Annotated in this window: 25 protein-coding genes; 19 read left to right on the forward strand and 6 right to left on the reverse strand. The window is 63.0% G+C overall.

The window, feature by feature from the left end; translation table 11 throughout:
* Positions 1–110 precede the first annotated feature (110 nt).
* The 6 genes from LB566_RS27005 to LB566_RS27030 all read left to right on the forward strand — a co-directional run bounded on the left by LB566_RS27005 (position 111) and on the right by LB566_RS27030 (position 6,481).
* Entirely contained in the window at positions 111–1,283 is a 1,173-nt protein-coding gene (locus LB566_RS27005) for an enolase C-terminal domain-like protein (protein WP_140552585.1), read from the forward strand.
* Between the two features lie 5 nt (positions 1,284–1,288).
* Positions 1,289–2,065, forward strand: a complete 777-nt coding sequence (locus tag LB566_RS27010) for an SDR family oxidoreductase (protein ID WP_224628955.1) — start codon at positions 1,289–1,291, stop codon at positions 2,063–2,065.
* A gap of 32 nt (positions 2,066–2,097) precedes the next feature.
* The gene (locus LB566_RS27015; RefSeq protein WP_224628957.1) at positions 2,098–3,084 is read left to right on the forward strand and encodes a substrate-binding domain-containing protein; all 987 of its coding nucleotides are present in this window, start codon (positions 2,098–2,100) and stop codon (positions 3,082–3,084) included.
* Between the two features lie 66 nt (positions 3,085–3,150).
* Positions 3,151–4,674: a sugar ABC transporter ATP-binding protein gene (locus tag LB566_RS27020; protein ID WP_224628960.1), complete on the forward strand. Its 1,524-nt coding sequence runs from the start codon at positions 3,151–3,153 to the stop codon at positions 4,672–4,674.
* Entirely contained in the window at positions 4,671–5,672 is a 1,002-nt protein-coding gene (locus LB566_RS27025; protein WP_224628961.1) for an ABC transporter permease, read from the forward strand. Before LB566_RS27020 ends, LB566_RS27025 begins: the two co-directional genes overlap by 4 nt.
* Before the next feature lie 2 nt (positions 5,673–5,674).
* Positions 5,675–6,481 carry a FadR/GntR family transcriptional regulator gene (locus LB566_RS27030; RefSeq protein ID WP_140552582.1) on the forward strand — a complete coding sequence of 269 codons (807 nt, stop codon included), beginning with the start codon at positions 5,675–5,677 and terminating at the stop codon, positions 6,479–6,481.
* Positions 6,482–6,686: 205 nt separating this feature from the next.
* Here the strand turns inward: LB566_RS27030 and LB566_RS27035 are convergent, their stop codons facing one another.
* Positions 6,687–7,586 carry an SMP-30/gluconolactonase/LRE family protein gene (locus LB566_RS27035; protein ID WP_224628963.1) on the reverse strand — a complete coding sequence of 300 codons (900 nt, stop codon included), beginning with the start codon at positions 7,584–7,586 and terminating at the stop codon, positions 6,687–6,689.
* A gap of 102 nt (positions 7,587–7,688) precedes the next feature.
* Here LB566_RS27035 and LB566_RS27040 point away from each other — a divergent pair, with 102 nt between their 5' ends.
* The 8 genes from LB566_RS27040 (at position 7,689) to LB566_RS27075 (ending at position 14,479) form a co-directional block, all read left to right on the forward strand.
* On the forward strand, positions 7,689–8,408 hold the full coding sequence (locus LB566_RS27040) for a FadR/GntR family transcriptional regulator (protein ID WP_140552580.1): 720 nt from the start codon (positions 7,689–7,691) through the stop codon (positions 8,406–8,408).
* A gap of 17 nt (positions 8,409–8,425) precedes the next feature.
* Positions 8,426–9,628, forward strand: a complete 1,203-nt coding sequence (locus LB566_RS27045; RefSeq protein ID WP_140552579.1) for a mandelate racemase/muconate lactonizing enzyme family protein — start codon at positions 8,426–8,428, stop codon at positions 9,626–9,628.
* A gap of 23 nt (positions 9,629–9,651) precedes the next feature.
* On the forward strand, positions 9,652–10,629 hold the full coding sequence (locus LB566_RS27050; protein WP_140552578.1) for a sugar ABC transporter substrate-binding protein: 978 nt from the start codon (positions 9,652–9,654) through the stop codon (positions 10,627–10,629).
* A gap of 80 nt (positions 10,630–10,709) precedes the next feature.
* Positions 10,710–11,687, forward strand: coding sequence for an ABC transporter permease (locus tag LB566_RS27055; RefSeq protein WP_140552577.1), 978 nt, complete (start codon positions 10,710–10,712; stop codon positions 11,685–11,687).
* Positions 11,688–11,691: 4 nt separating this feature from the next.
* Entirely contained in the window at positions 11,692–12,423 is a 732-nt protein-coding gene (locus tag LB566_RS27060; RefSeq protein WP_140552576.1) for an ATP-binding cassette domain-containing protein, read from the forward strand.
* Between the two features lie 76 nt (positions 12,424–12,499).
* Positions 12,500–13,252, forward strand: a complete 753-nt coding sequence (locus LB566_RS27065) for an SDR family oxidoreductase (protein WP_224628965.1) — start codon at positions 12,500–12,502, stop codon at positions 13,250–13,252.
* Between the two features lie 4 nt (positions 13,253–13,256).
* Positions 13,257–14,165, forward strand: a complete 909-nt coding sequence (locus LB566_RS27070) for an aldose 1-epimerase (protein ID WP_224628967.1) — start codon at positions 13,257–13,259, stop codon at positions 14,163–14,165.
* 50 nt (positions 14,166–14,215) lie between these two features.
* On the forward strand, positions 14,216–14,479 hold the full coding sequence (locus LB566_RS27075) for a hypothetical protein (protein ID WP_224628969.1): 264 nt from the start codon (positions 14,216–14,218) through the stop codon (positions 14,477–14,479).
* A 34-nt stretch (positions 14,480–14,513) separates the two neighbouring features.
* On the opposite strand, the gene LB566_RS27080 is transcribed toward LB566_RS27075, so the two are convergent.
* Both LB566_RS27080 and LB566_RS27085 read right to left on the reverse strand, forming a co-directional pair.
* A complete protein-coding gene (locus LB566_RS27080) occupies positions 14,514–14,867 on the reverse strand; it encodes a hypothetical protein (protein ID WP_224628971.1) in 354 nt (117 codons plus the stop codon).
* A 454-nt stretch (positions 14,868–15,321) separates the two neighbouring features.
* Positions 15,322–16,794, reverse strand: a complete 1,473-nt coding sequence (locus LB566_RS27085; RefSeq protein ID WP_224628982.1) for a protein adenylyltransferase SelO — start codon at positions 16,792–16,794, stop codon at positions 15,322–15,324.
* A 637-nt stretch (positions 16,795–17,431) separates the two neighbouring features.
* Between LB566_RS27085 and LB566_RS27090 the strand changes: the two genes are divergently transcribed.
* From LB566_RS27090 to LB566_RS27100, 3 genes are read left to right on the forward strand one after another with little or no spacing between them, the layout of a single operon-like run.
* The gene (locus tag LB566_RS27090; RefSeq protein ID WP_224628984.1) at positions 17,432–17,701 is read left to right on the forward strand and encodes a hypothetical protein; all 270 of its coding nucleotides are present in this window, start codon (positions 17,432–17,434) and stop codon (positions 17,699–17,701) included.
* Positions 17,698–18,141 (forward strand): hypothetical protein, encoded by a 444-nt coding sequence (locus LB566_RS27095; protein WP_224628986.1) that lies wholly within the window; start codon positions 17,698–17,700, stop codon positions 18,139–18,141. The genes LB566_RS27090 and LB566_RS27095 overlap by 4 nt, the downstream gene beginning before the upstream one ends.
* Positions 18,142–18,189: 48 nt before the next feature.
* Complete coding sequence (locus LB566_RS27100) at positions 18,190–18,561, forward strand: DUF1515 family protein (RefSeq protein WP_224629018.1); 372 nt, start codon at positions 18,190–18,192, stop codon at positions 18,559–18,561.
* A 358-nt stretch (positions 18,562–18,919) separates the two neighbouring features.
* On the opposite strand, the gene LB566_RS27105 is transcribed toward LB566_RS27100, so the two are convergent.
* Both LB566_RS27105 and LB566_RS27110 read right to left on the reverse strand, forming a co-directional pair.
* A complete protein-coding gene (locus LB566_RS27105; RefSeq protein WP_140552571.1) occupies positions 18,920–19,222 on the reverse strand; it encodes a hypothetical protein in 303 nt (100 codons plus the stop codon).
* Between the two features lie 836 nt (positions 19,223–20,058).
* Entirely contained in the window at positions 20,059–20,301 is a 243-nt protein-coding gene (locus tag LB566_RS27110; RefSeq protein WP_140554104.1) for a DUF6894 family protein, read from the reverse strand.
* Between the two features lie 206 nt (positions 20,302–20,507).
* On the opposite strand from LB566_RS27110, the gene LB566_RS27115 reads away from it, so the two are divergent.
* Positions 20,508–20,687, forward strand: coding sequence for a hypothetical protein (locus LB566_RS27115; RefSeq protein WP_140554102.1), 180 nt, complete (start codon positions 20,508–20,510; stop codon positions 20,685–20,687).
* Positions 20,688–20,830: 143 nt separating this feature from the next.
* Positions 20,831–21,025 carry a hypothetical protein gene (locus tag LB566_RS27120; RefSeq protein ID WP_224628992.1) on the forward strand — a complete coding sequence of 65 codons (195 nt, stop codon included), beginning with the start codon at positions 20,831–20,833 and terminating at the stop codon, positions 21,023–21,025.
* Positions 21,026–21,228: 203 nt separating this feature from the next.
* Here LB566_RS27120 and LB566_RS27125 read toward each other — a convergent pair whose 3' ends face one another.
* Positions 21,229–21,885, reverse strand: coding sequence for a hypothetical protein (locus LB566_RS27125; RefSeq protein ID WP_224628993.1), 657 nt, complete (start codon positions 21,883–21,885; stop codon positions 21,229–21,231).
* Positions 21,886–21,918 lie beyond the last annotated feature (33 nt).

Here is a 21,918-nt window from a genome sequence, read left to right on the forward strand (position 1 = left end):
CTGGAGCGTGGCGGTAATCGAGACGTGCGGTGTCTGCTCTTGACTCGGCACATGTATTGATAAATAAATCATATTTAATGTCGATATAAACGACAAGCTGAGGGGCTGGAATGAGGATCACGTCGATCAGCGCGCGCGTGTGCAACGCAGAGATGCGCAATTGGGTGTTTGTCCGGGTCGAGACCGACGAACCCGGTCTCTTCGGCTGGGGCGAGGCGACACTGGAATGGAAAACGCGCGCCGTCGTGGGCGCCCTGGAGGATCTCGAGGCTCTGCTGCTGGGGCAGGACCCTCGCAACATCGAACAGTGCCACCAGATCATGACGCGCCACGGCTTTTGGCGTCTCGGCGTCGAGGGCATGTCGGCCGTCAGCGGCATCGAGATTGCTCTGTGGGACATTCTGGGAAAATCGCTCGGCGTCCCGGTCTGGCGCCTGCTCGGCGGCCAGGTACGCACGCATCTGCGCACCTATACCCATCTCGGTCTCGGGGACATGAAGGCCGTCTACGAAAGCAATTCGGCGGACAGCATCGTCGAACGGGGCCGGATCGTCACGCAGGCGGGCTATGACGCGGTCAAGATCGTCTGCATCCCCTATACGCACTATGTGTCGCCGGCGCGCGACGTCGATGCCGTCGCGGAGATGGTCGGCGCGCTGCGCGAAGCCGTAGGCCCCGCGGTCGACATCATGATCGATTTCCACGGCCGGCCGGCCTCCGTCAATGCAGCGATGGACTATCTGAAAGTCATAGAGCCCGCCCGTATCATGTTCGCGGAAGAGCCGCTGCCGCCGGAAGACATGGCTGGCCTCGCCCATATCACGGCCCGCTCGCCGGTACCGATCGCGTCCGGCGAGCGTCTCATCGGCCGTCGCGAGTTTTCGCACGCCATCGCTGGCCGCGCCTTCCACATCGCGCAGCCCGACATCTGCCACACCGGCGGTCTGCTCGAGACCAAGAAGATTGCCGCCTTCGCCGAAACCGCCGGCATCGGACTGGCGCCGCACAATCCACTCGGACCGCTGGCCGGGGTCGCCGCGCTGCACTTCGGCATTTCGACGCCCAACGTCATCATCCAGGAGGAAATGTCGGGCGCAGTTCCATGGTACGACGATGTGGTGAGCTGGCCGATCAGGCGCCAGCCGGGACGTTGGGACGCCCCCGAACTGCCCGGCCTCGGTGTTACCGTGAACGAAGACGTGATCGCCCGCCACCCGTTCAAGCAGGAGGTGCTGCATGCCCGCAATGCGGTCATGCCGGACGGCACCATCGTGGATTGGTGATCGCCATGACGGGTCGTCTGCAGGGCAGGATCGCGATCGTCACCGGGGCCGGCCAAGGCATTGGCGCCGCCACCGCCACCGCGTTTGCGGCCCAGGGAGCCCGCGTCGTCATTGCCGAGAAGAACACGATGACCGGCGCCGCGGTCGCGCGGGCAATCGCGCAGGCCGGCGGCGAGGCGGTGCTCTGCGAAACCGATGTGACCGACAAACAGTCCGTCACCGACCTGGTGGCGCGCACGCTTGGCTCCTTTGGGAGCGTCGATATACTGGTCAACAATGCCGGGGCCAACGTCTTCCATGAGCCGTTGGAGATGCCCGACAGCGAGTGGGAGCGCTGTCTCAAGCTCGATCTCGAGGCAGCCTGGATCTGCGCCAGGGCGGTGCTGCCCTCGATGCTGGAGCGAGAATATGGTTCGATCGTCAACATCGCCAGCTGCCACGCCTTCCGCATCATTCCACACACTTTCCCCTATCCCGTCGCCAAGCACGCGCTGCTGGGGCTGACGAGAGCGCTCGGCATCGAATACGCGGCGCGCGGCATCCGCGTGAACGCCATCGCGCCGGGCTACATCGAGACGCCGATAGCGGAGGCCTACTGGAACACATTTGCCGATCCGGCAGCGGAAAAGAGGCGCGCCTACGACCTGCATCCGCCCAAAAGGATCGGCCGACCGGAGGAGGTCGCAATGACGGCGGTTTTTCTGGCTTCGGACGAAGCGCCGTTCATCAATGCCGAGACGATCACCATCGATGGCGGACGCTCGGTTCTCTACCACGACTGACGTTCAACCAGGACTGCACAAGGGAGGAAGACATGAATTCGAGACTGACAGCAATCGTGGCCTGCGCCGCACTCGCCACCGGACTTGCCTTGACCGGTGCCACACGTGCCGACGACATCAAGATCGGCTACATCAACAAGATGGGCGAACACCCATGGTTCGTCGCTGAAGTCGGCGGCGCCAAGAAGGCTGCCGAAGCTGCCGGCGCCGCCTTCGTTTCGCAGGACGTCCAGTTCGATGCCAATCTGGCAGTCACCACCTTCGACACCATGGTTGGAGATGGCGTCAAGGGCATCGCCATCGTCGTTCCCGACAAGGCGCTCGGCCCGGTGATCGCCCAGAAGGCGAAGACCGCCGGTATTCCGCTCGTCGCCGTGGACGACGACATCTACTATCAGGACGGGTCGCAGGTTCCATATGTCGGCATGAACGCCCACAACATCGGTGCGCGCGTCGGTGAAGAACTGGCGAAGCTCTACAAAGCCGATGGATGGGCCGGCAAGGAAGTGCGCATCGCGTCCATCGAGGACCGCAAGGCGGACACCTGCATGCAGCGCAACAAGGGCGCCGAGGAGGCCTTCCTCAAGGCGGTCCCTGATTTCAAGCCGAACAACATCATCCGCGTTGCCTATGACAACACCATGGTCAACGCCATCGACGTGATGACCACGACGCTGACGGCCAATCCGAACGTGACCAACTGGATCTTCTACTCCTGCAATGACGATGGCGTTCTGGGCGCCGCGCGCGCCCTGCAAAACGCCGGCTACAAGGCCGATCAGGGTATGGGCATCGGCATTGACGGCAGCCGGGCCTGCGATGCGTTCGGCTCGGCCGAGCCCTCGGCGTTCAGGGGCACGATGTGGCTGAACTCGGCCAATCATGGCGCGCTGGCCGTCAAGCTGCTGCTGGCCGCGATCAAGGACAAGACACCGCTTCCGGTGCAATCCTTCACCGACCCCGAATACATCACGCCTGCCAATTTCGCGTCCGACTACAAGGCCAAACTCTGCCACTGACCAGTCCGATGCGACGGGACCCCCATGGGTCCCGTCGCATGTCCCAGCAATGATCGGGAGCCTGATGTGACGGAAAACGGTTTCTTCGCGCTCGAGCATGTCTCGAAGCGTTTCGGCGTCGTCCAGGCACTCGACGACGTGTCGCTGAAATTCCGGCCTGGCGAACTTTTGGCGCTGGTCGGCGAAAATGGCGCCGGCAAATCGACGATGATGCGTATTCTGGAAGGGGTCTTCAAACCGGATAGCGGCTCGGTCCGGTTCGCCGATGCACCTGTGGTCTTTTCCGAACCGAGAGACAGCCATAACGCCGGCATCCGGGTCATCCACCAGGAGCCGGAGATCGTTCCGAGCCTGACCATCGCGGAAAACATCTTCGTGGGCGAAATGCCAAGAACAGCCGGCGTGTTCCTCGACTGGAAGACACTGGAGGCGCAAGCCGCTCGCGTGCTTGCTGCCTTCGGCATGCAAGCCGACATGCGGCCGCGCCAGCCTTGCGAGACGCTCGGCCCCGCGCAACGGCAGATGATCGAAATCATGCGTGCGGTGCGCGCCGGCGGCCGCCTCATCGCCTTCGACGAACCGACATCGTCGCTGACCGATGACGAAGCGCGGCGGCTTTTCGCGGTCATCCGCAGGTTGCGCGCCGAGGGAACGTCGATCGTCTACATCTCCCACAGGCTGAACGAAATCATCGAGCTCGCCGACCGTATCGTCGTCCTGCGTGACGGCCGTCTCGTCGATGACTCGGCTGCGGCGGGCGCCACCGAGCAGGGCATTGCCCGGCTCATGGTGGGTCGCGACATCGCGGACCTGTTCAAACGCGAGAGCCGGCCTTCGGGCGAGAACCTGCTCGAGATCAAGGGGCTGACGACGGAGCGCATCACCGGCATCGATCTCTCGGTGCGCAAGGGCGAAGTCCTCGGTATCGCCGGCCTGATGGGCGCGGGACGCTCCGAATTGGCAAAAGCGATCGTCGGCTATGACCGCCGTCTCGGCGGCACCGTGTCGATGAACGGCATCCCCGTCACCCCCGACAGCCCGCATGCGGCCATCGTCGCCGGTATCGGATTTGCGCCCGAGGACCGCAAGCACGAGGCCTTGCTGATGTTTCGCAGCATTCTCGACAATGCCGCCCTTTGCGTTGCGGACCGGACATCGTCCTTCGGTCTATTCAGCAGGCGCAAGGCGCTCGACGTGGTGTCGCCACTTGCCGCCAAGATGGCGATCAAGGCACCGGATCTGGACGTGCCGGTGGCAAAACTTTCAGGTGGCAACCAGCAGAAGGTGGTGTTGGCGCGATGGCTGGCGCGACAGCCCATGCTTTTGATCCTTGACGAGCCGACGCGCGGCATCGACATCGGTGCCAAGGCTGAAATCTATCGCCTGATCGAGGAACTCGCGGCGGGTGGGATCGGGCTCATCCTGATTTCATCCGAAATGCCCGAACTGATCGGTCTGGCCGACCGCGTGCTCGTCATGGCCGAAGGCCGCATCACCGCCGAACTGAACCGCCCGGATATCGATGAGACATCGATCCTCAGGCACGCCATGCCGAGGTCCGCCCTCCAGCGCGAAGGACTTGCCCCGTGAACACCGCCGATCAGCTCACGAATCCCCGCGATGCCATGGAAAGGCGCTCCATGGCCGCCTTGGCCGAACGCCTGGGTGTCCACAACATCAGCCTGCTCCTCGCGCTCGCGATCCTCATTGTGATCTTCGGCACGCTGCGTGGCGACGTGTTCTTTTCGGCGCGCAACATGCTCAATATCGGCCTAGGCATCACCATCCTTGGCGTGCTGGCGATGAGTCAGACCATCGTCATCGTGGCCGGTGGGCTCGACATCGCGGTCGGCGCCGTCGTCGGCCTCACCACGGTATCGACCGCCATGGCCATCCAGGCGACGGGCTCGCCGGGGCTCGGCATCGTCGCCGGTCTGGTCGTCGGCGGGCTGGCCGGCCTGGTCAACGGCATCATCATCACCTACGGGCGCGTCAATGCCGTCATCGCCACGCTCGGCACGATGGCCATTTTCCGCGGCATCGCCTTCATCATGTCGGATGGCCAGTCGATCGCCATCTTCAGCGACACGTTTCGGTTCATCGGTATCGGCAAAATCCTCGGCCTGCCGCTGCTTTTGTGGATCCTGATCGCGACGGCGATCCTGTTCCAGGTCTTTCTTTCCCGGTCGATAGTCGGCCGCAACATCTATGCGCTCGGCGGCAATCCGGTCGTGGCGCGCTTTTCCGGCATCAACGTCAAGCGCTACCGCGTCGGCATCTATATCATGAGCGGCGTGGCGGCGGGGCTTGCCGGCATCCTGCTTGCCGCGCGCACGGGTTCGGGGCAGCCGGTTTCGGGATCGCAAGGGCTGGAACTCGAGGCCATCACCGCCGCCGTTCTCGGCGGATGCGCCCTGCAGGGCGGCAAAGGAACGATTGTCGGGGCGCTGCTGGGGGTTGCGATCATCGGCATCCTGAACAACGGCATGATCCTGACTTCGGTGCCGACTTTCTATCAACTGCTTGCAAAGGGATCGCTCCTGATCCTTGCTGTGGTTGTCGCCGAGTATCACCTCAACAGGACCTAGCAATGGCAGTTAAGCCCCTTCCGAAGACCGAAGACGTGCCGGACGCGACCACTATCGGCCCGGCGTCGCTGAAGGACAGGATCGCGAGGGATATCGGCCAGCGCATCCTCTCCGGCCGCTATCCCCCTCTTTCCATCCTGCCCAGCGAAGCCGAACTTTGCGCCGCCTATGACGCAAGCCGCACCGCACTGCGCGATGCGCTTCTGACGCTCGCGGCCAAAGGACTGATCGAAGCGCGAAAGCGCGCGGGGACGCATGTCCGCCTGCCAAGCGATTGGAACAGGCTCGATGCCCAAGTGCTCGACTGGATGAGCGGGATCGAGCCCGACCTCGGCTTCGTGCGAGGGCTTATCGAAGCGCGCCTGGTGATTGAACCGGCAGCCGCCCAATTGGCGGCCAAGATGGCGAGCTCCGGCGATCTGGCGATAATCGAGGCCGCCTATGAGGCGATGTGCGACGCGCCTGAAGACGACCTGTCTGCCTGCCTCGACGCCGATGTGCGATTTCACACTGGAATCTTGCGTGCCAGCCGCAACCCGGTGTTCGCAAACCTCGGCAATATGCTGGCTGCGGCCCTCAATTTCTCCTTTCGGCTGACGACCTCGGCCACGGCCAATTTCCAGGCCACGCTCAGCGCGCATGGCGACGTCCTGGAAGCCATCCGCATGCGACGGGCCGATGATGCCTACCGGCAGATGAAGGCGCTGATTGGGATAGCATCGATCGACCTCTTGACCATCGCCGACGGCGCGCACCGCGACCGCCCGGTCAGGCAGAACCTCCCCGTGTCAGCCGGCGATCTGCATTAATTGCATGACGCATGCCGGAAGCAATCCGAATCGCTCCGGCTCCTGAGCGCCGCAATCGTCGGATCTCGGTGCCGACTGGTGATGTCTTGTCTACGGCGGGTTTCGAACGCTCGACCTGTCGGAGGTCAGCTGCCAGCGGCCGTTGCTTGCGACCGTTGTCATTTGAGCCCACCGACAATTTCGCACCGCGAGGGAATTGGACAGCCTACCCGAAGCGGTTGCCCCGCAAACCTCGCATCCCCGGCCGCAACGCGAAAACGCCGCCTTCATTCGGGTTTGCCAGCAAGTGATCCGCCGTCATCGTGAAGCGCGCGGAAGTGACGAAGAGCGTATCGAGGTTGACGCCCCCGAAGGCGCAACTCGTCGGCCAGGTGCAAGCCAGTTCGATGGTTCGATCCAGCCGGCCGTCGGGCGAGATGCGCGCGAGGCAGCTTCCGCCGGCGACCCGACAGTTCCAGACATGGCCGTGGGCGTCCATGCAGGAGCCGTCGGGCAGTCCTCGCTCGAAACCGCCGAAGAACCGCCGCCGCTCGGCGATCCTCGAAGAGCTCTGGTTCCAAGTATAGCTGTAGAGTTCATTCTTCATCGTATCGGCGGTGATGAAACGCCCATCCTGGGTCCACGCCATCGTATTGGTGATGCCGAAGCAGTCTTCGCTTAGTTTCGTCACGTCGCCGGCCGGTCCGATCCGGAACAGCTGTCCGGCATCCTGGGTGATGGCGAGAGGCGTATCGTCTGGGGCGATATTATTGGCCATCGTGCCGACCCAGAACGAACCGTCTGGCGCCACGACGCCCTCATTCAGCCGCATCTCGGGCCTGTCCGGCTCGATCTCGGCGATCGTTTTGAACGGCCCGCCGAATTCCCACAAGGCGACTTCCTTTCTAAGGCCGACGATGGCGCCACCGTCCCTGCGCAGGCCAATTGAGGTGACGAGGTCAGGCGTAGCCCAGCTTTCATGAGCTCCGGTGATCGTATCCAGCCGATGGATCCGGCGGCCGATGATGTCGACCCAGACCAGCCTGCCACGGCGGTCGTCCCAGACCAGGCTCTCGCCGACCACATCGCGCGCGTCAAAGATCAGGGCTGCATGCGTTTCTTGCACGGGGCTCCTCCAGTTCGGCGTCCAGAAATCCGCTTGCATATATCTTCTAGTCATAATATGAGCAATTAGATTATAACCTGTCATACAGGTTGGCGAAGCGACATGCAGAATCCGACAGAGGCAGCGGATGAGCCGAGCCCTGGCTTGGTGAACACGGCGATCCGGGCGATCACCCAGCACATCCGCTCCGAGGGGCTGGCGCCAGGCGATCCGCTGCCCAGCGAGGCGGCCATGACCCGCCAACTCAATGTCTCCCGCACGGTGGTACGCGAGGCCTTCCGTTCGCTTTCTGCTATGCGCCTGATCGACATGAGCGCCGGGCGTCGCGCCACGGTCGCCAAGCTCGACACGGGCGCGATGTCGATGGTCATCGAACACGGCATCACCACGCAGCAGATCAGCGTGCATCAGGTCTATGACGTGCGGCGCACGATCGAGATGCGCACCGTGGCGCTCGCCGCCCTGCGCCGCACCGATGCGGAAGCGGCCGCCATTGCCAACGCGGCCAAGCTGATGCGCGAGAGCTTCAAGAACCCCGAGATCGTCATGGAGCACGACATCGCCTTTCACGAGGCGATCGCCTCCGCATCGCACAACCCGGTCTTCTCGCTGATCGTCACTGCCTTCAGCGGCGTCACGCGCCGCACTTGGGTGATCGGCTGGCGAACCCGCTCGACCCCCGAGGACCAGCTCAAGATGATCAAGGGGCACGAGGACATAGCCGACGCGATCCTCAAGGGTGATCCGCGGCTTGCGGCCGAGCATATGGCGCAGCACTTCGACAAGAGCGTCAAGGCGCTCCTCGACGCCGGTATCGCCTGAGATGGGGATTGCCTGACATGAAGATCCGCGCCATCGAGACCATCCGCATCGAGGAACGGCCCAACCTGCTATGGGTGGAGGTCCATACGGACGAGGGCCTCACCGGGCTCGGCGAGACCTTCTTTCTGTCGCGCACCGTCGAGGAATACCTTCATGAATATGTCGCGCCGCGCGTGATCGGCCGCGATCCGCTGCAGATCGATCTATTGGCCGCCGATCTCATCGGCTATCTTGGCTTCCGCTCCAGCGGCGCCGAGGTGCGCGGCAATTCCGCCTTCGACATCGCGCTGTGGGATATCTTCGGCAAGGCCACCGGCCAGCCGATCGCCCAATTGCTCGGCGGCTTCAGCCGCAGCTCAATCCGCACCTACAACACCTGCGCCGGCACCGAATACATCAAGGACGCCAAGGGCCAGACGACGGCCAATTACGGCATCGGCTCCAGGCGGGACTATGACGACCTCAACGGCTTCCTCACCCGCGCCGGTGAATTGGCTCAGGAACTGCTCGAGGACGGCATCACCGCCATGAAGATCTGGCCGTTCGATCACGCGGCCGAAAAGACGCGCGGCAATGACATCTCGCCGGCCGACCTGAAGGCCGCGCTTGAGCCTTTTGCAAAGATACGCGAAGCCGTCGGCGACAGGATCGACATCATGGTCGAGTTCCACTCGATGTGGCAGCTCCTGCCGGCCATGAAGATCGCAGCCGCGCTGGAACCCTTCGCCACCTATTGGCACGAAGACCCGATCCGCATGGACAGCCTCGGCGACTTGAAGCGCTACGCAGCCGCTAGCCCCGCACCGATCTCGGCATCGGAAACGCTGGGCAGCCGATGGGCCTTCCGCGACCTGCTGGAGACCGGAGCGGCCGGCGTCGTCATGCTCGACATCTCCTGGTGCGGCGGCCTGTCGGAGGCGCGCAAGATCGCCTCGATGGCGGAAGCCTGGCGGCTGCCGGTGGCGCCGCATGACTGCACGGGGCCGGTCGTGCTCGCCGCTTCCACGCATCTGTCGCTCAATGCGCCCAATGCGCTCGTCCAGGAAAGTGTGCGCGCCTTCTACCGCACCTGGTACCGCGACCTGGTGACGGCGCTGCCGGAAGTGACAAACGGCATGATCACCGTGCCGCCGGGGCCGGGTCTTGGTCTGGCGCTCCATCCGGAGCTTGATCGCGCCTACACCGTCCAGCGCCGCGTCAGCGACAAGGCGGATATCTGAAAGATCCAAAGGGAGGAATAGACATGAGAAAACTCACTGCAATGCTTCTGCTTAGCGCGGCTCTTCTTGGCGGGCAGGCGACCGCCCGCGCCGACGGTCTCAACATCGTCTTCACGCATCATTCGTCGGCCTCGAACACTTTCTGGCAAGCTGTGAAGAAGGGCTTTGACGATGCCTGCGCCAAGGTCGAGGCGAACTGCAACATGGTCTTCACCCAGACCGAGGGCTCGGTCGAGCAGCAGGTCGCCAACATGCGCGCCGCCCTTGCCGCCAAACCCGACGCGCTGCTGACCTCCATCGTCGACGACCATGCTTTCGACGACGTCATCAAGGAGGCCCGCGACGCCGGCGTGCTGGTGATCGCCGTCAATGTCGACGACACCGAGGGCGCCAAGGGCAATGCCCGGCAGGCCTTTGTCGGCCAGGGCTTCAAGCCGGCCGGCTATTCGCTGGCCAAGGCGATTTCCGAAAACTTCCCGAAGGACGGCCCGATCAAGGTGCTGGTCGGCATTTCCGCTCCCGGCCAGAACTGGTCGGAAAGCCGGGGCGCCGGCATCATGCAGTTCCTCCAGGAATACAAGGCCGCTCATGCCGACCGCGACGTGTCGTGGGAGCGCATCGACAGCGGCACCGACCTCGCCATCACCTCCGACCGCGTCGGCGCCTATCTCAACGCCCATCCGGACACGACAGCCTATTTCGATACCGGCTTCTGGTGCGCCGGCGTGGCGCGCGTCCTGGCCGATCGCGGCGTAGCGCCAGGCAAGGTCCTGCTCGGCGGTTTCGACCTGGTGCCCGAGGTGCTGCAGCAGATGCAGAAGGGCTATGTCCAGGCCTTGGTCGACCAGCAGCCCTACATGCAGGGCTTCATGCCGGTGATGGAGGCCTATCTCAACAAGAAGATCGGTCTTGCTCCATCGGACATCGACACCGGCCAGGGCATTGTGCGGCCGAAGGAGGCCGACAGCATCATGGCGCTCTCCGCTCAAGGGCTGCGCTGAGCATCAGCCACTGAACCCTTGCATCGGCGGCGGCCGGTGCCGCCGATGTGATGGACGATCTCGAACGCCGGAGCCTTTCGTTGAAGCGCCTGTTCAAGACCTATCTCGAAAAACCGGAGCTGGCCGGGCTGATCCTTTTGGTGCTGCTCATCATCCTGTTCCAGGTCCGCTCGCACGGCGTGTTCCTGAATGCCGACAATCTGCGCGGCATTCTCGGCATCCTGCCGGAGGCCGGCCTTGTCGCGATCGGCGTCACCATCCTGATGATCAGTGGTGAGTTCGACCTGTCGGTCGGCTCGGTCTTCGCGCTGATGCCGATGACGATGGCGGTGCTGATGGTGCACGGCTGGCCGTTCCCGCTTGCGCTGCTTGCCGGGTTGTTGGTCTGCGCGGCGATCGGCTTCATCAACGGCTACGTCACCATCCGCTTCGCCATACCGAGCTTCATCACCACGCTTGGCATGCTGTTCATGGCGCGTTCGCTTACCGTCGTCGTCTCGGGCGGCTTCCCGCCGCTGCTGCCCGCCGACCTGCCGAACTGGCTGTTCACCTCCTTCGTCGGGCCGGGCAACATGTTCCGCATGTCGTTCCTATGGTTCGTCGCCATCGCCGTGCTGACCTCGCTGATGCTCTCGCGCACCAATTTCGGCAACTGGATCAAGGCCACCGGCGGCTTCCTGCCTGCCGCCGCCTCGATGGGCATCCCGACCGCCAGGGTCAAGCTCGCCTGCTTCATCCTGTGTTCGATGCTCGCCGGCTTCGCCGGCATGCTGCAGGTGCTGCGGCTGGGATCGCCCTTGCCGTCGATCGGCGAGGGGATGGAGCTTCAGGCGGTGGCGGCAGCCGTCATCGGCGGGGCGTCGCTCGCCGGCGGCATCGGCACCGTCATGGGCGGCCTCATCGGCACGACGCTCATCCGCGTCATCGACAATGGCCTCGTGCTCAGCCATGTCGATGCCAACTGGTTCAAGTTCGCCATCGGCTTCCTGACCATCTTCGCCGTCGTGGCCAATGCCTGGATGCGTAAGCGCGCCAAGGCCATCAAGATGGAGGGCTAAAGCGGTGACCGACGCCATCATCTCAGTGCGCGATCTTCACAAATGGTATTCCGGCGTCCATGCGCTGAAGGGCATCACGCTGGACTTCAAGCGCGGTGAGGCGCTCGGACTGGTCGGCGACAACGGCGCGGGAAAATCCACCCTCATCAATATCCTCTCCGGTGTTCATACGGCGGATCGCGGCGAGATCCGGGTCGAGGGAAAGCCAGTGAGGATTGCGCGGCCGCGCGATGCGATGAATCTGGGGATCGAGACCATCTATCAGTACAACTCCATGGTTCCGACCATGTCGATCGCCAGGAATCTGTTCATCGGCCGCGAGCCGACCCGCTTCGCGGCCTTCGGCGTCGGCATCCTCGACCAGAAGAAGATGGCTGAGGAGAGCGTTCGCGCCATCGCCAATGTCGACCTGCATCTGCGCTCGCCCGAGGCGCTTGTCGGTGAGCTCTCCGGCGGTCAGCGGCAGGGCGTGGCAATCGCGCGCGCCATGCATTTCAGGTCGAAGGTTATGATCCTCGACGAGCCGACCAACCATCTCTCGGTCAAGGAGACCAAGAAGGTGATCGGCTTCGTGCGCGGCCTGAAGGAGCAGGGCGTCACCGGCGTCTTTATCAGCCACAACATGCACCACGTCTTCGAATGCTGTGACCGCATCGTAGCGATGGCGCGCGGCGAGGTGGTGCTGGACAAGCGCATCGAGGACACCTCGATCGATGAAGTGCATGGCGTGCTCTAAAGCAGTTCCAGGAACAGCGCGTAGCGGTCTTCCGTCTGGAATTGCGTACAAACGAAGGATCTAGGAAAGGGCGGCAATGACGGTGCTTGCAGGTCGTATCGCGCTGTTGACGGGTGGGCTCGGCTCGCTCGGCCGGGCCCAGGCGGTGACGCTGGCGCGGGCCGGTGCGCGCGTGCTGGTGCTCGACCGTCCCGACATCGAGAGCGCACCGGCGACCGTTGCGGCGCTCGCCGCGGAGGCGGGCGGCGACATCGCCTTCGTCGGCTGCGATCTCAACAGTCTCGCCGCGGCGGAAGCAGCCGTGACCGCGCTGGCGGCGAGCGAACGCTGCATCGACATCCTGATCAACAATGCCGCGCTGATCATCAACCGGCCGTTCGAGGAATTCTCGCTGACCGAGTACGAAGATCAGATCCGCGTCAACTCGTCGGCCGCCTTTGCGCTGGCGCGGGCCTGCGCGCCGGGCATGAAGGCCAAGGCCTATGGCAAGATCGTCAATTTCTGCTCGATCACGCTCAACGGCCGCTGGAACGGCTATGTCCCCTATGTCGCGTCGAAGGGCGCGATGCTGGGCCTCACCAAATCGCTGGCGCGCGAACTCGGCCCGCATGGCATCAGGGTCAATGCGGTCTCTCCCGGCGCGGTCGTCTCGGAAGCGGAGGAGCGCGTCTTCGGCGACCGGCTCAAGCACAATGACTGGATCCTCGAGAACCAGAGCATCAAGGCGCGCATCGAGCCGCATCAGGTCGCCGAACTCGTGCTGTTCCTGGTGTCGCCGGCATCCGACATGATCACCGGCCAGAACATCGCCGTCGACGGCGGCTGGTGAGGCCATGGCCGACTTCGTGGAACTGAACGACGGTCGGTCGAGGCTCATCCTGGCACCAGGAAAAGGGGCTGCGATCGCCCGCTTCGACGCGCTTGTCGCCAATGGCGCCTCGGTTCCGTTGCTTCGACCTGGCGATGGAGGCGGCACCTCCGGCTGTCAGTTGCTGGTGCCATGGTCGAACCGCATCTCGGGTGGCGGCTTCGCGTTCGACGGCCGCTTTCATGCCGTCGAGCCTAACGTGCCAGGCGAGGCCTTTCCGATCCATGGCGACGGCTTCCAGAGGCCGTGGCGGCTTGGCGCCCGTACCGCCGGCGAGGTGGAGCTGGTGCTCGACGATGGCGCGATCGGGCCTTACCGCTATTTGGCCTCTGTCTCCTATTCGCTGCGCCACGGCGCCCTCGAGGCCCGTCTGACAGTGGAGAACCGTGCCGGTATGCGCTTGCCTTACGGCCTCGGCTTTCACCCGTGGTTCCCGCGCGATGCGGCGACCACGCTTCAGGCAAAGGCCGAGCGCGTTTGGCTGGAGGATGAACGCCATCTTCCCGTTGGCGCGGTACCAGTAAGCGATCGCCCTGCATGGGATTTCTCGATGGGCGCGCCGCTGCCAACAGGCTGGGTGAACAACGGCTTCGACGGGTGGGACCGGCGCGCCATGATCGTCCAGCCTCAGGAGGGGATTTCCATCTCGCTCACCGCCACGCCGGGTTTGGACGTCTTCCTGCTCTATTCGCCGTCGCCTGGATCGGGCTTCTTTTGCTTCGAGCCGGTCTCGCACAGCGTCGACGCGCACAATGGCGCGGGCGAGGGGCTGGCGCCGCTGGAAAATGGAGCGACGATGAGCGTTGGCATGCGCATGGATTGGGCTGCGATGGAACCTGCTCTTGCCGGGGAACCGGTGCTAGCCGGGTTGTAAGGTGGATGGTGTCACCGCACTTGCGGGCTCTCCAGTTCGAGAACGTAGCCGTGAAGGACAGTTGCGACCCCTTGCACCATCAGGAACTTCGGCAAGCGTCGCGTGTTGAATTGTTCTCGAAGGAGAACACCATGCCCAAGGAAACAGAACGCGCCTCGGTAGGCCCCGAAGCCGATGCCAAGGGCCAAACGGAAAAGAAGCACAAAGGTGGGTCGAACGACGGCATCTCAAGCGCAGATCCCAGGGTCATTTCGGAGAAAAAGGACGGCGACGCTACCTTCCCGCTAAAACAGGACAAGCCGAAAGGCCGGTAAGGCCAGGACGGCGACCGCCGCTTTAGCGCGGCGCCTATCGTCCAGCGACGGCTAAGGGTGGCACGGTGATCTCCTTATCGAACCGGGCGGCAATCGCTTTGATTTGCGTGAGGTCGCGTGGAATCTCCAATCCCAGTTCGGCAACCGCGGGGAAAAAGCTTTCGAGGCCACCCGGGGACAGAATGGCGATCCATCGGGCACGCCTGCATGTGGCGCGGCTTGAGGCGCAGCCGACACTGGCATCACCCACCAGCCCCAACCGGGAAATTGGAGTCGGGCCGAGTTCAATACCGATGGTAATGCCTAGTTCGCTGATATTGGGCAGGATCGTTCGGCACAGATCGAACGATGACCGGATTGCAGCCGCCGCCAATACCGCAGAACGCACCGTGCCACGCTCATCCGTGTTGCGCCCGTCGCCCTCGGCGATCAGCGCGTGGAGGCAATCACCGATATACCGTACTTTACACCATCGAAGTCGTTCCGAGCGACGCAGTTCATTTCACCGCGCAGGACGTGCAGGTTTGCGACAGGACGCGCAGTCGAACCTGCGATAAAGGCCCCTCGCGGCAGCAGCCTGCAGCTGAATGTCGAAAGACCTACTAATTCTCTTTGATCACCCTCGCTGCTCGCACGAGCGATGACCAGTCAGCGCCCATGGCTGCGACAAGGTCTCGAGCATCCTCGTCGGATATTCCGGTATGGTCTACCAGCTTCCGTGCCAGCAATTCGAATGCTAATTCTATAATCGTCATAGCTCAGCCCTTACGAGAGTACTCGCGACGATAGCTTGCAAATGGGTCGTCCGCATTCGCACATGTTAAGCGACCGTCATGAACGTCTCATGTACCGCAGAATGTCTGCAGGACGCGCTCGTCCGATCGTGGCGGGTCAGCATAATGTTCCATTTCCGGCTGCTCATCGAAGGGACGGCTGACGACCCCCAGAATCTCCTCGAAAGGTGTGAAGTCCCCGCCCAGTGCCACCTGGATCATCTCCTCAATGCGATGGTTACGGGGAATGAATTTGGGATTGACGGCATGCATAGCGGCCCGCCGCGTGGCTGTGTCGGCTGCCTCGCTTGCGACGCGCTCGCGCCACCGCGCCGACCAGGCATCGAATGCGCCTGGATCCTGAAACAACTGCCGCGCCGTGCCTTGACCGTCCGCAGCGTCGAGGTCGTCGCCCAGCCGCCGGAAGCCGAGCGTGAAGTCGGCTTCGCCGCGAGCCAGCACATCCAGAAAATCAGCCGCGAGCTGCAGGTCGCCTTCCGCCTCGGTCAGCAATCCGAGTTTCCTGCGAAAACCGCGCTGCAACACAGCCTCATAGGAAGACTGAAACGACCTCAGCACATCCTCGGCTTCGGCCACGGCATCATTCTCATCCGTGCTCATGAGCGGCAGGAGCGTCTCGGCAAAGCGCGTAAGGTTCCATGTGGCGACACGAGGCTGGTTGGCATAGGCATAGCGTCCGGCGCGGTCGATCGAACTGAACACCGCGCTGGGGTCATAGGCGTCCATGAAGGCGCATGGGCCATAGTCGATGGTCTCGCCCGAGATCGCCGTGTTGTCGGTGTTCATGACGCCATGGATGAAGCCGACCAGCATCCAGCGCGCCACCAGACCGGCCTGTGCGGTGACAACGGCCTCCAGCAAGGCGCGGTACGGGCGTGCTTGCCCCGCCAACTGCGGGAAGTGACGGTCGATGGCATAGTCGGCGAGGATCTTGAGCCCGTCGACGTCGTGGCGCGCGGCGAAATATTGGAAGGTGCCGATCCGGATATGGCTTGCCGCAACTCGGGTCAAAACAGCGCCGGGCAGCCGGACCTCGCGATAGACCGGGTCGCCGGTGAGCACCGCCGCCAGGCTTCGCGTCGTCGGAATGCCCAGGGCGGCCATCGCTTCGCTGACGACATATTCGCGCAGTACAGGACCGAGGGCAGCGCGGCCGTCGCCGTTGCGCGAGAACCGCGTCGGTCCCGATCCCTTCAGCTGGATGTCGCGGCGAGTGCCGTTGACGTCCACCACTTCGCCAAGCAGCAGCGCGCGTCCGTCGCCGAGCTGAGGCACGAAATTTCCGAACTGGTGGCCCGCATAGGCCAAGGCGATTGCTTGCAAGCCTTCCGGAAATCTGTTGCCGGCAAGCATCTCCACTCCCTCCCGGCTGGTAAGCTGATCGGCGTCAAGCCTGAGTTCCTCGGCGAGTGGCTGGTTGAACCGGATCAGCCGGGGTTCGGACACCGGCTTCGGATCTGTTGGCGCAAAGAAGCGCTCCGGCAATTGCGCATAGCTGTTGCGCAGGGCGGGAAGCTGCATCTGAATGGATCGGGATTGTTCAGCGGTTGCAGGTGACGTCATGACAAGCTGGCTCTGAAGCGGAGGGCTGGACGGCTCCCGTTCGAAGAGCCTCCCTCCATATAGGGACCCAACGTCGCTGGTGCCATCTGGATCCATCAGGTCGGCACCGGACAAACCTGGGAACCACCCGCGTCCATCAAGGTTCGGGCGGGCTAACGTAGGACGACAGGCAAGGTGTCGCTTGGCGTCTCGCCGAATGTGAATGATGAAACGCAGTTCGCTCATGGCCGCAGTCGAGGACGACGAGACCCCCCTGCCGTCGCGGAATCCAAAGCTTAGCGCCCGGATCGCCATTGTCACCGAATGAGCACCCCGCAATCTACTCAGCGCGCGCGGGCTATGCAGGGGAGGACCCCGTCTGCGGCGGCGATGCTTCGCTTGGGGCTGAGAGTTCCGCTGGAGGAAACGACGGTGAACCAGGCTCGATCCGTTGCTCGGCGATCAGGGCGCCGCGCTCATAGGTTAGGTAGCGCCAGAGCCACTGGATCGAGACCTGAACGCGGTGCTGAAAACCGACGAGCAGGTAGACACGGATGAGTGCCCAGGCAGGCCAGGCGAACCAGCCGATCAGTTCAGCCTGCCAGGGGCAAAGGCGATGGTCGAGGATGCAAAGACAGCACCGTCGACCGCGCCGGCAGACGCGGCGATCGGCGCGGGCATTGGCGGCGGTGGCGTCGCCGGCACGCTGACAGACCTTCAGAACCAGCTCTCGCCGCTGTCCTACGCAAGCGAGTGGATCACGAAGGTCGTTGTCGTTCTCGCCATCGGAAGCGCGGTCCTGGTTTTCGGCGCCGCCGCCTATCGCTGGTACACGAACCGCAAGGCGAAGCGTCTGGCTGAAGCGCTCGGCACGGTGCCGGCGTGACCGGGCTCATCACCATCGTTGCCGGCCTGGTGGGCGTGCCGCGCCCGCTGCCGGGCATCATCGCATGGGCGACCATCGCCGTGCCCGTCTCGGGAGCCGTCTGGGGCGGCTACGAGATCATCAAGCATTGGGGTGCGCAGGAAGTGCGCGACCAGATCGAGAAGGAGAACGCGGATGCGATACGCAAGGGCATTGAGGCCAGCCGTCTTTTGACGACTGCACTGCTGCTGGCGGGCTGTGGGACTTCCGGCGTCAACAGTGTTCCAGCCCTGCGGGCGGCGATCGGTAGCAGGCTCGCCGGCGCCAAGGGCAAGACAGTCGAGGATCAGTACAAGATCGACGGCACCATGGCGCCAGGCTGCGCCGTCAAGCTCTACACCGCGGCTGAATGCGACAGGCACACCAAGGCGAGCGTGGAACGCCGCGCCGAACTGAAATAGCGCATCGTGGGCAGGGGCATGCCGACATCGGAAACGAAAAGCTTGGAAATGATGATCGGCGGCCTGCTGCAAGCCACTCTGGACATGCAGCGCGTCCTCACCGAGATCAGACGCGACATCAAGGACAGCGATGCTCGAGCAGCCCTGAGCTACGAGCAGTCGGAACAGCGCGCCGCGTCCAGCCGGGCGAAAATGTATCAGAAGACCGACGAGCTGGTGGAGCGCGTCACCGCCACCGAGACCGCGGTCAGCAAGCTCAATGCCGACATGACCAGCGTCACGGAAGTCACGGCTCAGGTGACGCGCTGGAAGCTGATGGGGCTTGGTGCCTCGGGCGTGACAGGCATGGCCGCCGCGGCGCTGGCGTCGCTGGTCACCGCCTACTGGGCCGATATCTGGCGCGTGTTGCGGGGAGGGTGATCGCCGGCCGGCATGAATGTCGAGAGCCTTTCCGAATGCAAAAAACGACGCCCGGCGGGGGACCGGACGTCGTTTGTTGCGGGCCGTTTCCTTGGGAGGAAAGGCAGGTCCGCCGCATTTGTTGCCGCCGAACCTCGGCGGAAGAAAGGAGCCGGACGCGGTAGCCGCCTGAGCCCGGGTCGTCCGAGTGATGCCCCCATCTCCCGTCCGAACCACACCGCGTCCTACTCTCTGCATAGCAGGTGCAAGCGTACTAGAAATGTTACCCTGCGTTACATGTCACAGTTACTTGATGACGAGGTCGCCTACTGCTCGGACATCTGGCGCGTGCTGCGGGGTGGCTAGGCATGCACCCAAGCTAGGTTATCTCGTAATAGAAATCGCAGATCAGATCGGCGACTTTCACTGCCTCGAAGTCAGTCATGTGCGCCGCGTTCTCTACAGCAACGGTTTCCAAATCATCCTGATCGATGGCCAGAAGGTCCAGCAATTTTGCAAATTTGATTTTGAGTTCGCGGTCGCCGTTGAATTCGTCGATCGTCACATTCAGAATGTTTCCATTCGCCTCGATCAGCCTCGCCTGAATGCTATGTTCGGAAGCCGCTAGCGCTCGGATCGCGGCGAAGAAGTGCTCACGAGCATTGGTGTATTTGTCGTCCATTTTTGACCTCTATCGGGTGGAAAGCGCGCCCTGGACGCGGGGAGCAAGCCGCGACGTACGCTTTCCATAGAGCTGGAGTCAACAACTTCGGTGCGGTCTATGGTACCCGCGACGCCATCCAGGACATGAAGCGGGAGATAGACGAGTTGCGGCGCAAGCAGGTGCAGCCGCAGTGACAAACGAACCGGGCGCCGCCCCAAAGTCGATGAGGCGGCGCCCGACCGCGCTTCGGGAACCTACCGCGCCGCCCGTCGTTGACCTGTGCTGGTTATACCAGCTACTCCAGAACTCGCCCGCTTCCTCACGGGTGGCGGGCTTTTTGTTATGCGCTAAGGCCGGACCGTTAACTGGGGGCGGACATGCGCATATCTATCTTCGTGACGGTGATCTTGGTGTTTATGGCGGCCGGCTTTTGCTCACGGCCGAGCTCGTAATTCAATCAGCCTGACGCCAGTGACGGAACATTCCGGCTTAACATTTGTTATACCGGCGATGCCTGACCGCCACCACCTGTCCCGGCTCGTATACTGCTTCTCGCGATCCTCCTTGATCTCGCTGTCAAGCAACATCTTGAACGAGGCGACGGCTAAGAGGCTAAGCGACGTCGGGTCAAGGCGGGTCTCGGCTCCGGCCGACCAGGGCTTTTTTTGCGCGTGGCGGAACTTCCATCGATCTCACAGGTTTCGCCGCGCAACTCGGGTCGACCCAACTCTCCCGATTTGTGTCCCCTCTAACCCTGGGGGACCGCCCGCCGCTGCCGTGAATGGAGCGGCGGGCCAGCGGTCCAGTGGTGCGCGTTGGGGCAGCTACGAGACTGCCTCTGTGATCCTGCCCGGTTAAATCGATACCAACCGCGACCTCGCGGCCAGCGTCAGTTTCACCTCGTAGATATGCTGCCCATTCTCGTCCCGAACCCGCACGACGAATTCGTGACGGTTTGCAGGAAGGGGATGGTTTATCGCGAGTTCTGGGAGAAGGTGCTTCGCTGCCTCGCGCATGTCGGACACGGACATTTCGAGGCCCTGATCATCCGGGGTGATCTGACCATCCTCGATCGTGTCAAAGAAAAAGCGTGGCATAACGCCAGCCCGAACTTGCGCCTTCTAGCCTTGTTCCCTGGCCGTTAAACTTGCGTACAGCGTCAATGTTCTGACGCCGGGCCGCATTTCCTGATGCGCCTTCCTGCTCCCGTCATCTGCCCCGCTGGCTCGGCCAGCGGGGCTTTTTTTATTTGCCCACGAAACGAAACCATCTCAGGCAAGTTCAGAGCCCAAAGGAGGCTCCGATGACTACCGGCGACGGACGCGAAGATGATCCGGGCATTCAGTTCCTTGCCCGGCGGCTGGCTAAAGAGGTCGGCATCCCCGAAGCAGAGGCGCGCGGCCTGATCAAGCTCATCGGCACCAACTGGAGTTCTTTACTGCGCGAAGCCCGATTCCTGAAAAAACAGCGTCGCCCGTTTTGATGGCGGCAGCGGTCACGACCCGGTGAAGCCTGGCGCAACCGGGAATCTTACTGCATGTTCCACTGTTCGGCCCCGAGAGAAACATCATGCCAATTCAACAATAGGCAAGGGACGCCGGTATTTTGGGCGCGTCGGAGGTGGCCATGCTCGGACGACGGCGGCAGGTCGTTGAAGGGAATGTCTGGCCGAAACGTCATGTCGATCAACCCTGCTTCAATCGAGACATTGCCACTGATGGCGTTGTCATCGACACGTCACGATTACATGCCGAACGAAATATCGACTGTCCGAAATGCGCCTTCGTTTCGGTCGTTACGGTCAGCTTTGCCACCGCCTGAAGCGGATTAGGCGCCGGCCACCCTGGAAGTCGCATTTGCGCCAGAAACGCTGGGGACGATCCCATGATCGTCAGATGGGCTTGGCAGCGAAAGACGTTTACGGGCCCCCAGATCGCTCCAGCCACAAGTTAGAGATCGGCAAGGACTTCCGCCGGTGGCCGTGAGGTGATTCCAAGCGGCGGGCGAGCCCACCGCTTGGATGTCTATTCTCGACCGTTGCCGGCCGAATGCTGTCCATAACCGGGCCCGGGAATATCGAAGATCGAATTTCCTTTTAAGGTCGGCGCGCTGTCGGCAGTGTTGACACTCGCTGTGCCGATCAGGTCGACCGCGTAGCCGTGGTCGGACACCATCGCATGGTAACCTCTGTTCTGATAGCCGGAGCCATGGTTGAAGTCCGAGCCGTAGTGGTCGCTGCCCGCAAAAGCCATGCCGGAGGCACACAAGAAGCTGGCAACGACTGGCATGCGGTGATGGCCTGTCGGGGTGCCGGCAGGCACAAAGAAGTCGACCACATCATCGACGCCTACCGCAGCAGCGCCGAGGTCTTCGAGGCCGCCGAATGGGGCCGGAGGACCGCCCTGCCTCTGGTGCAAGGCCTCGTCGGCCTGGCCGAGATCGAGATGGCAGAGCGAACGGTGCCACCAGTTGTGGACCCTGAAGAAATTGTCGGCGGCGGACCAGTGCGGCTCGCGGGCGATCATCCAGCCGATTCCGTCCTCAGCGCGTCCTTGCATCTCCATGACGTGGGCGACGGCGTGGTGAGCCCAGCAATCGAGCGGCTGAAGGGCGACGGCGAGGCGGCCAACTTCCTCAGCGCGGCCGTAGTCGCCAGTCTCCTCAAGGCCGAACGCATGCATGCCGAGCAGGATCGAATGACCAGGGATGTCCTC

The organism is Mesorhizobium sp. CA13, assembly GCF_020165235.1.
Lineage (GTDB): Bacteria > Pseudomonadota > Alphaproteobacteria > Rhizobiales > Rhizobiaceae > Mesorhizobium.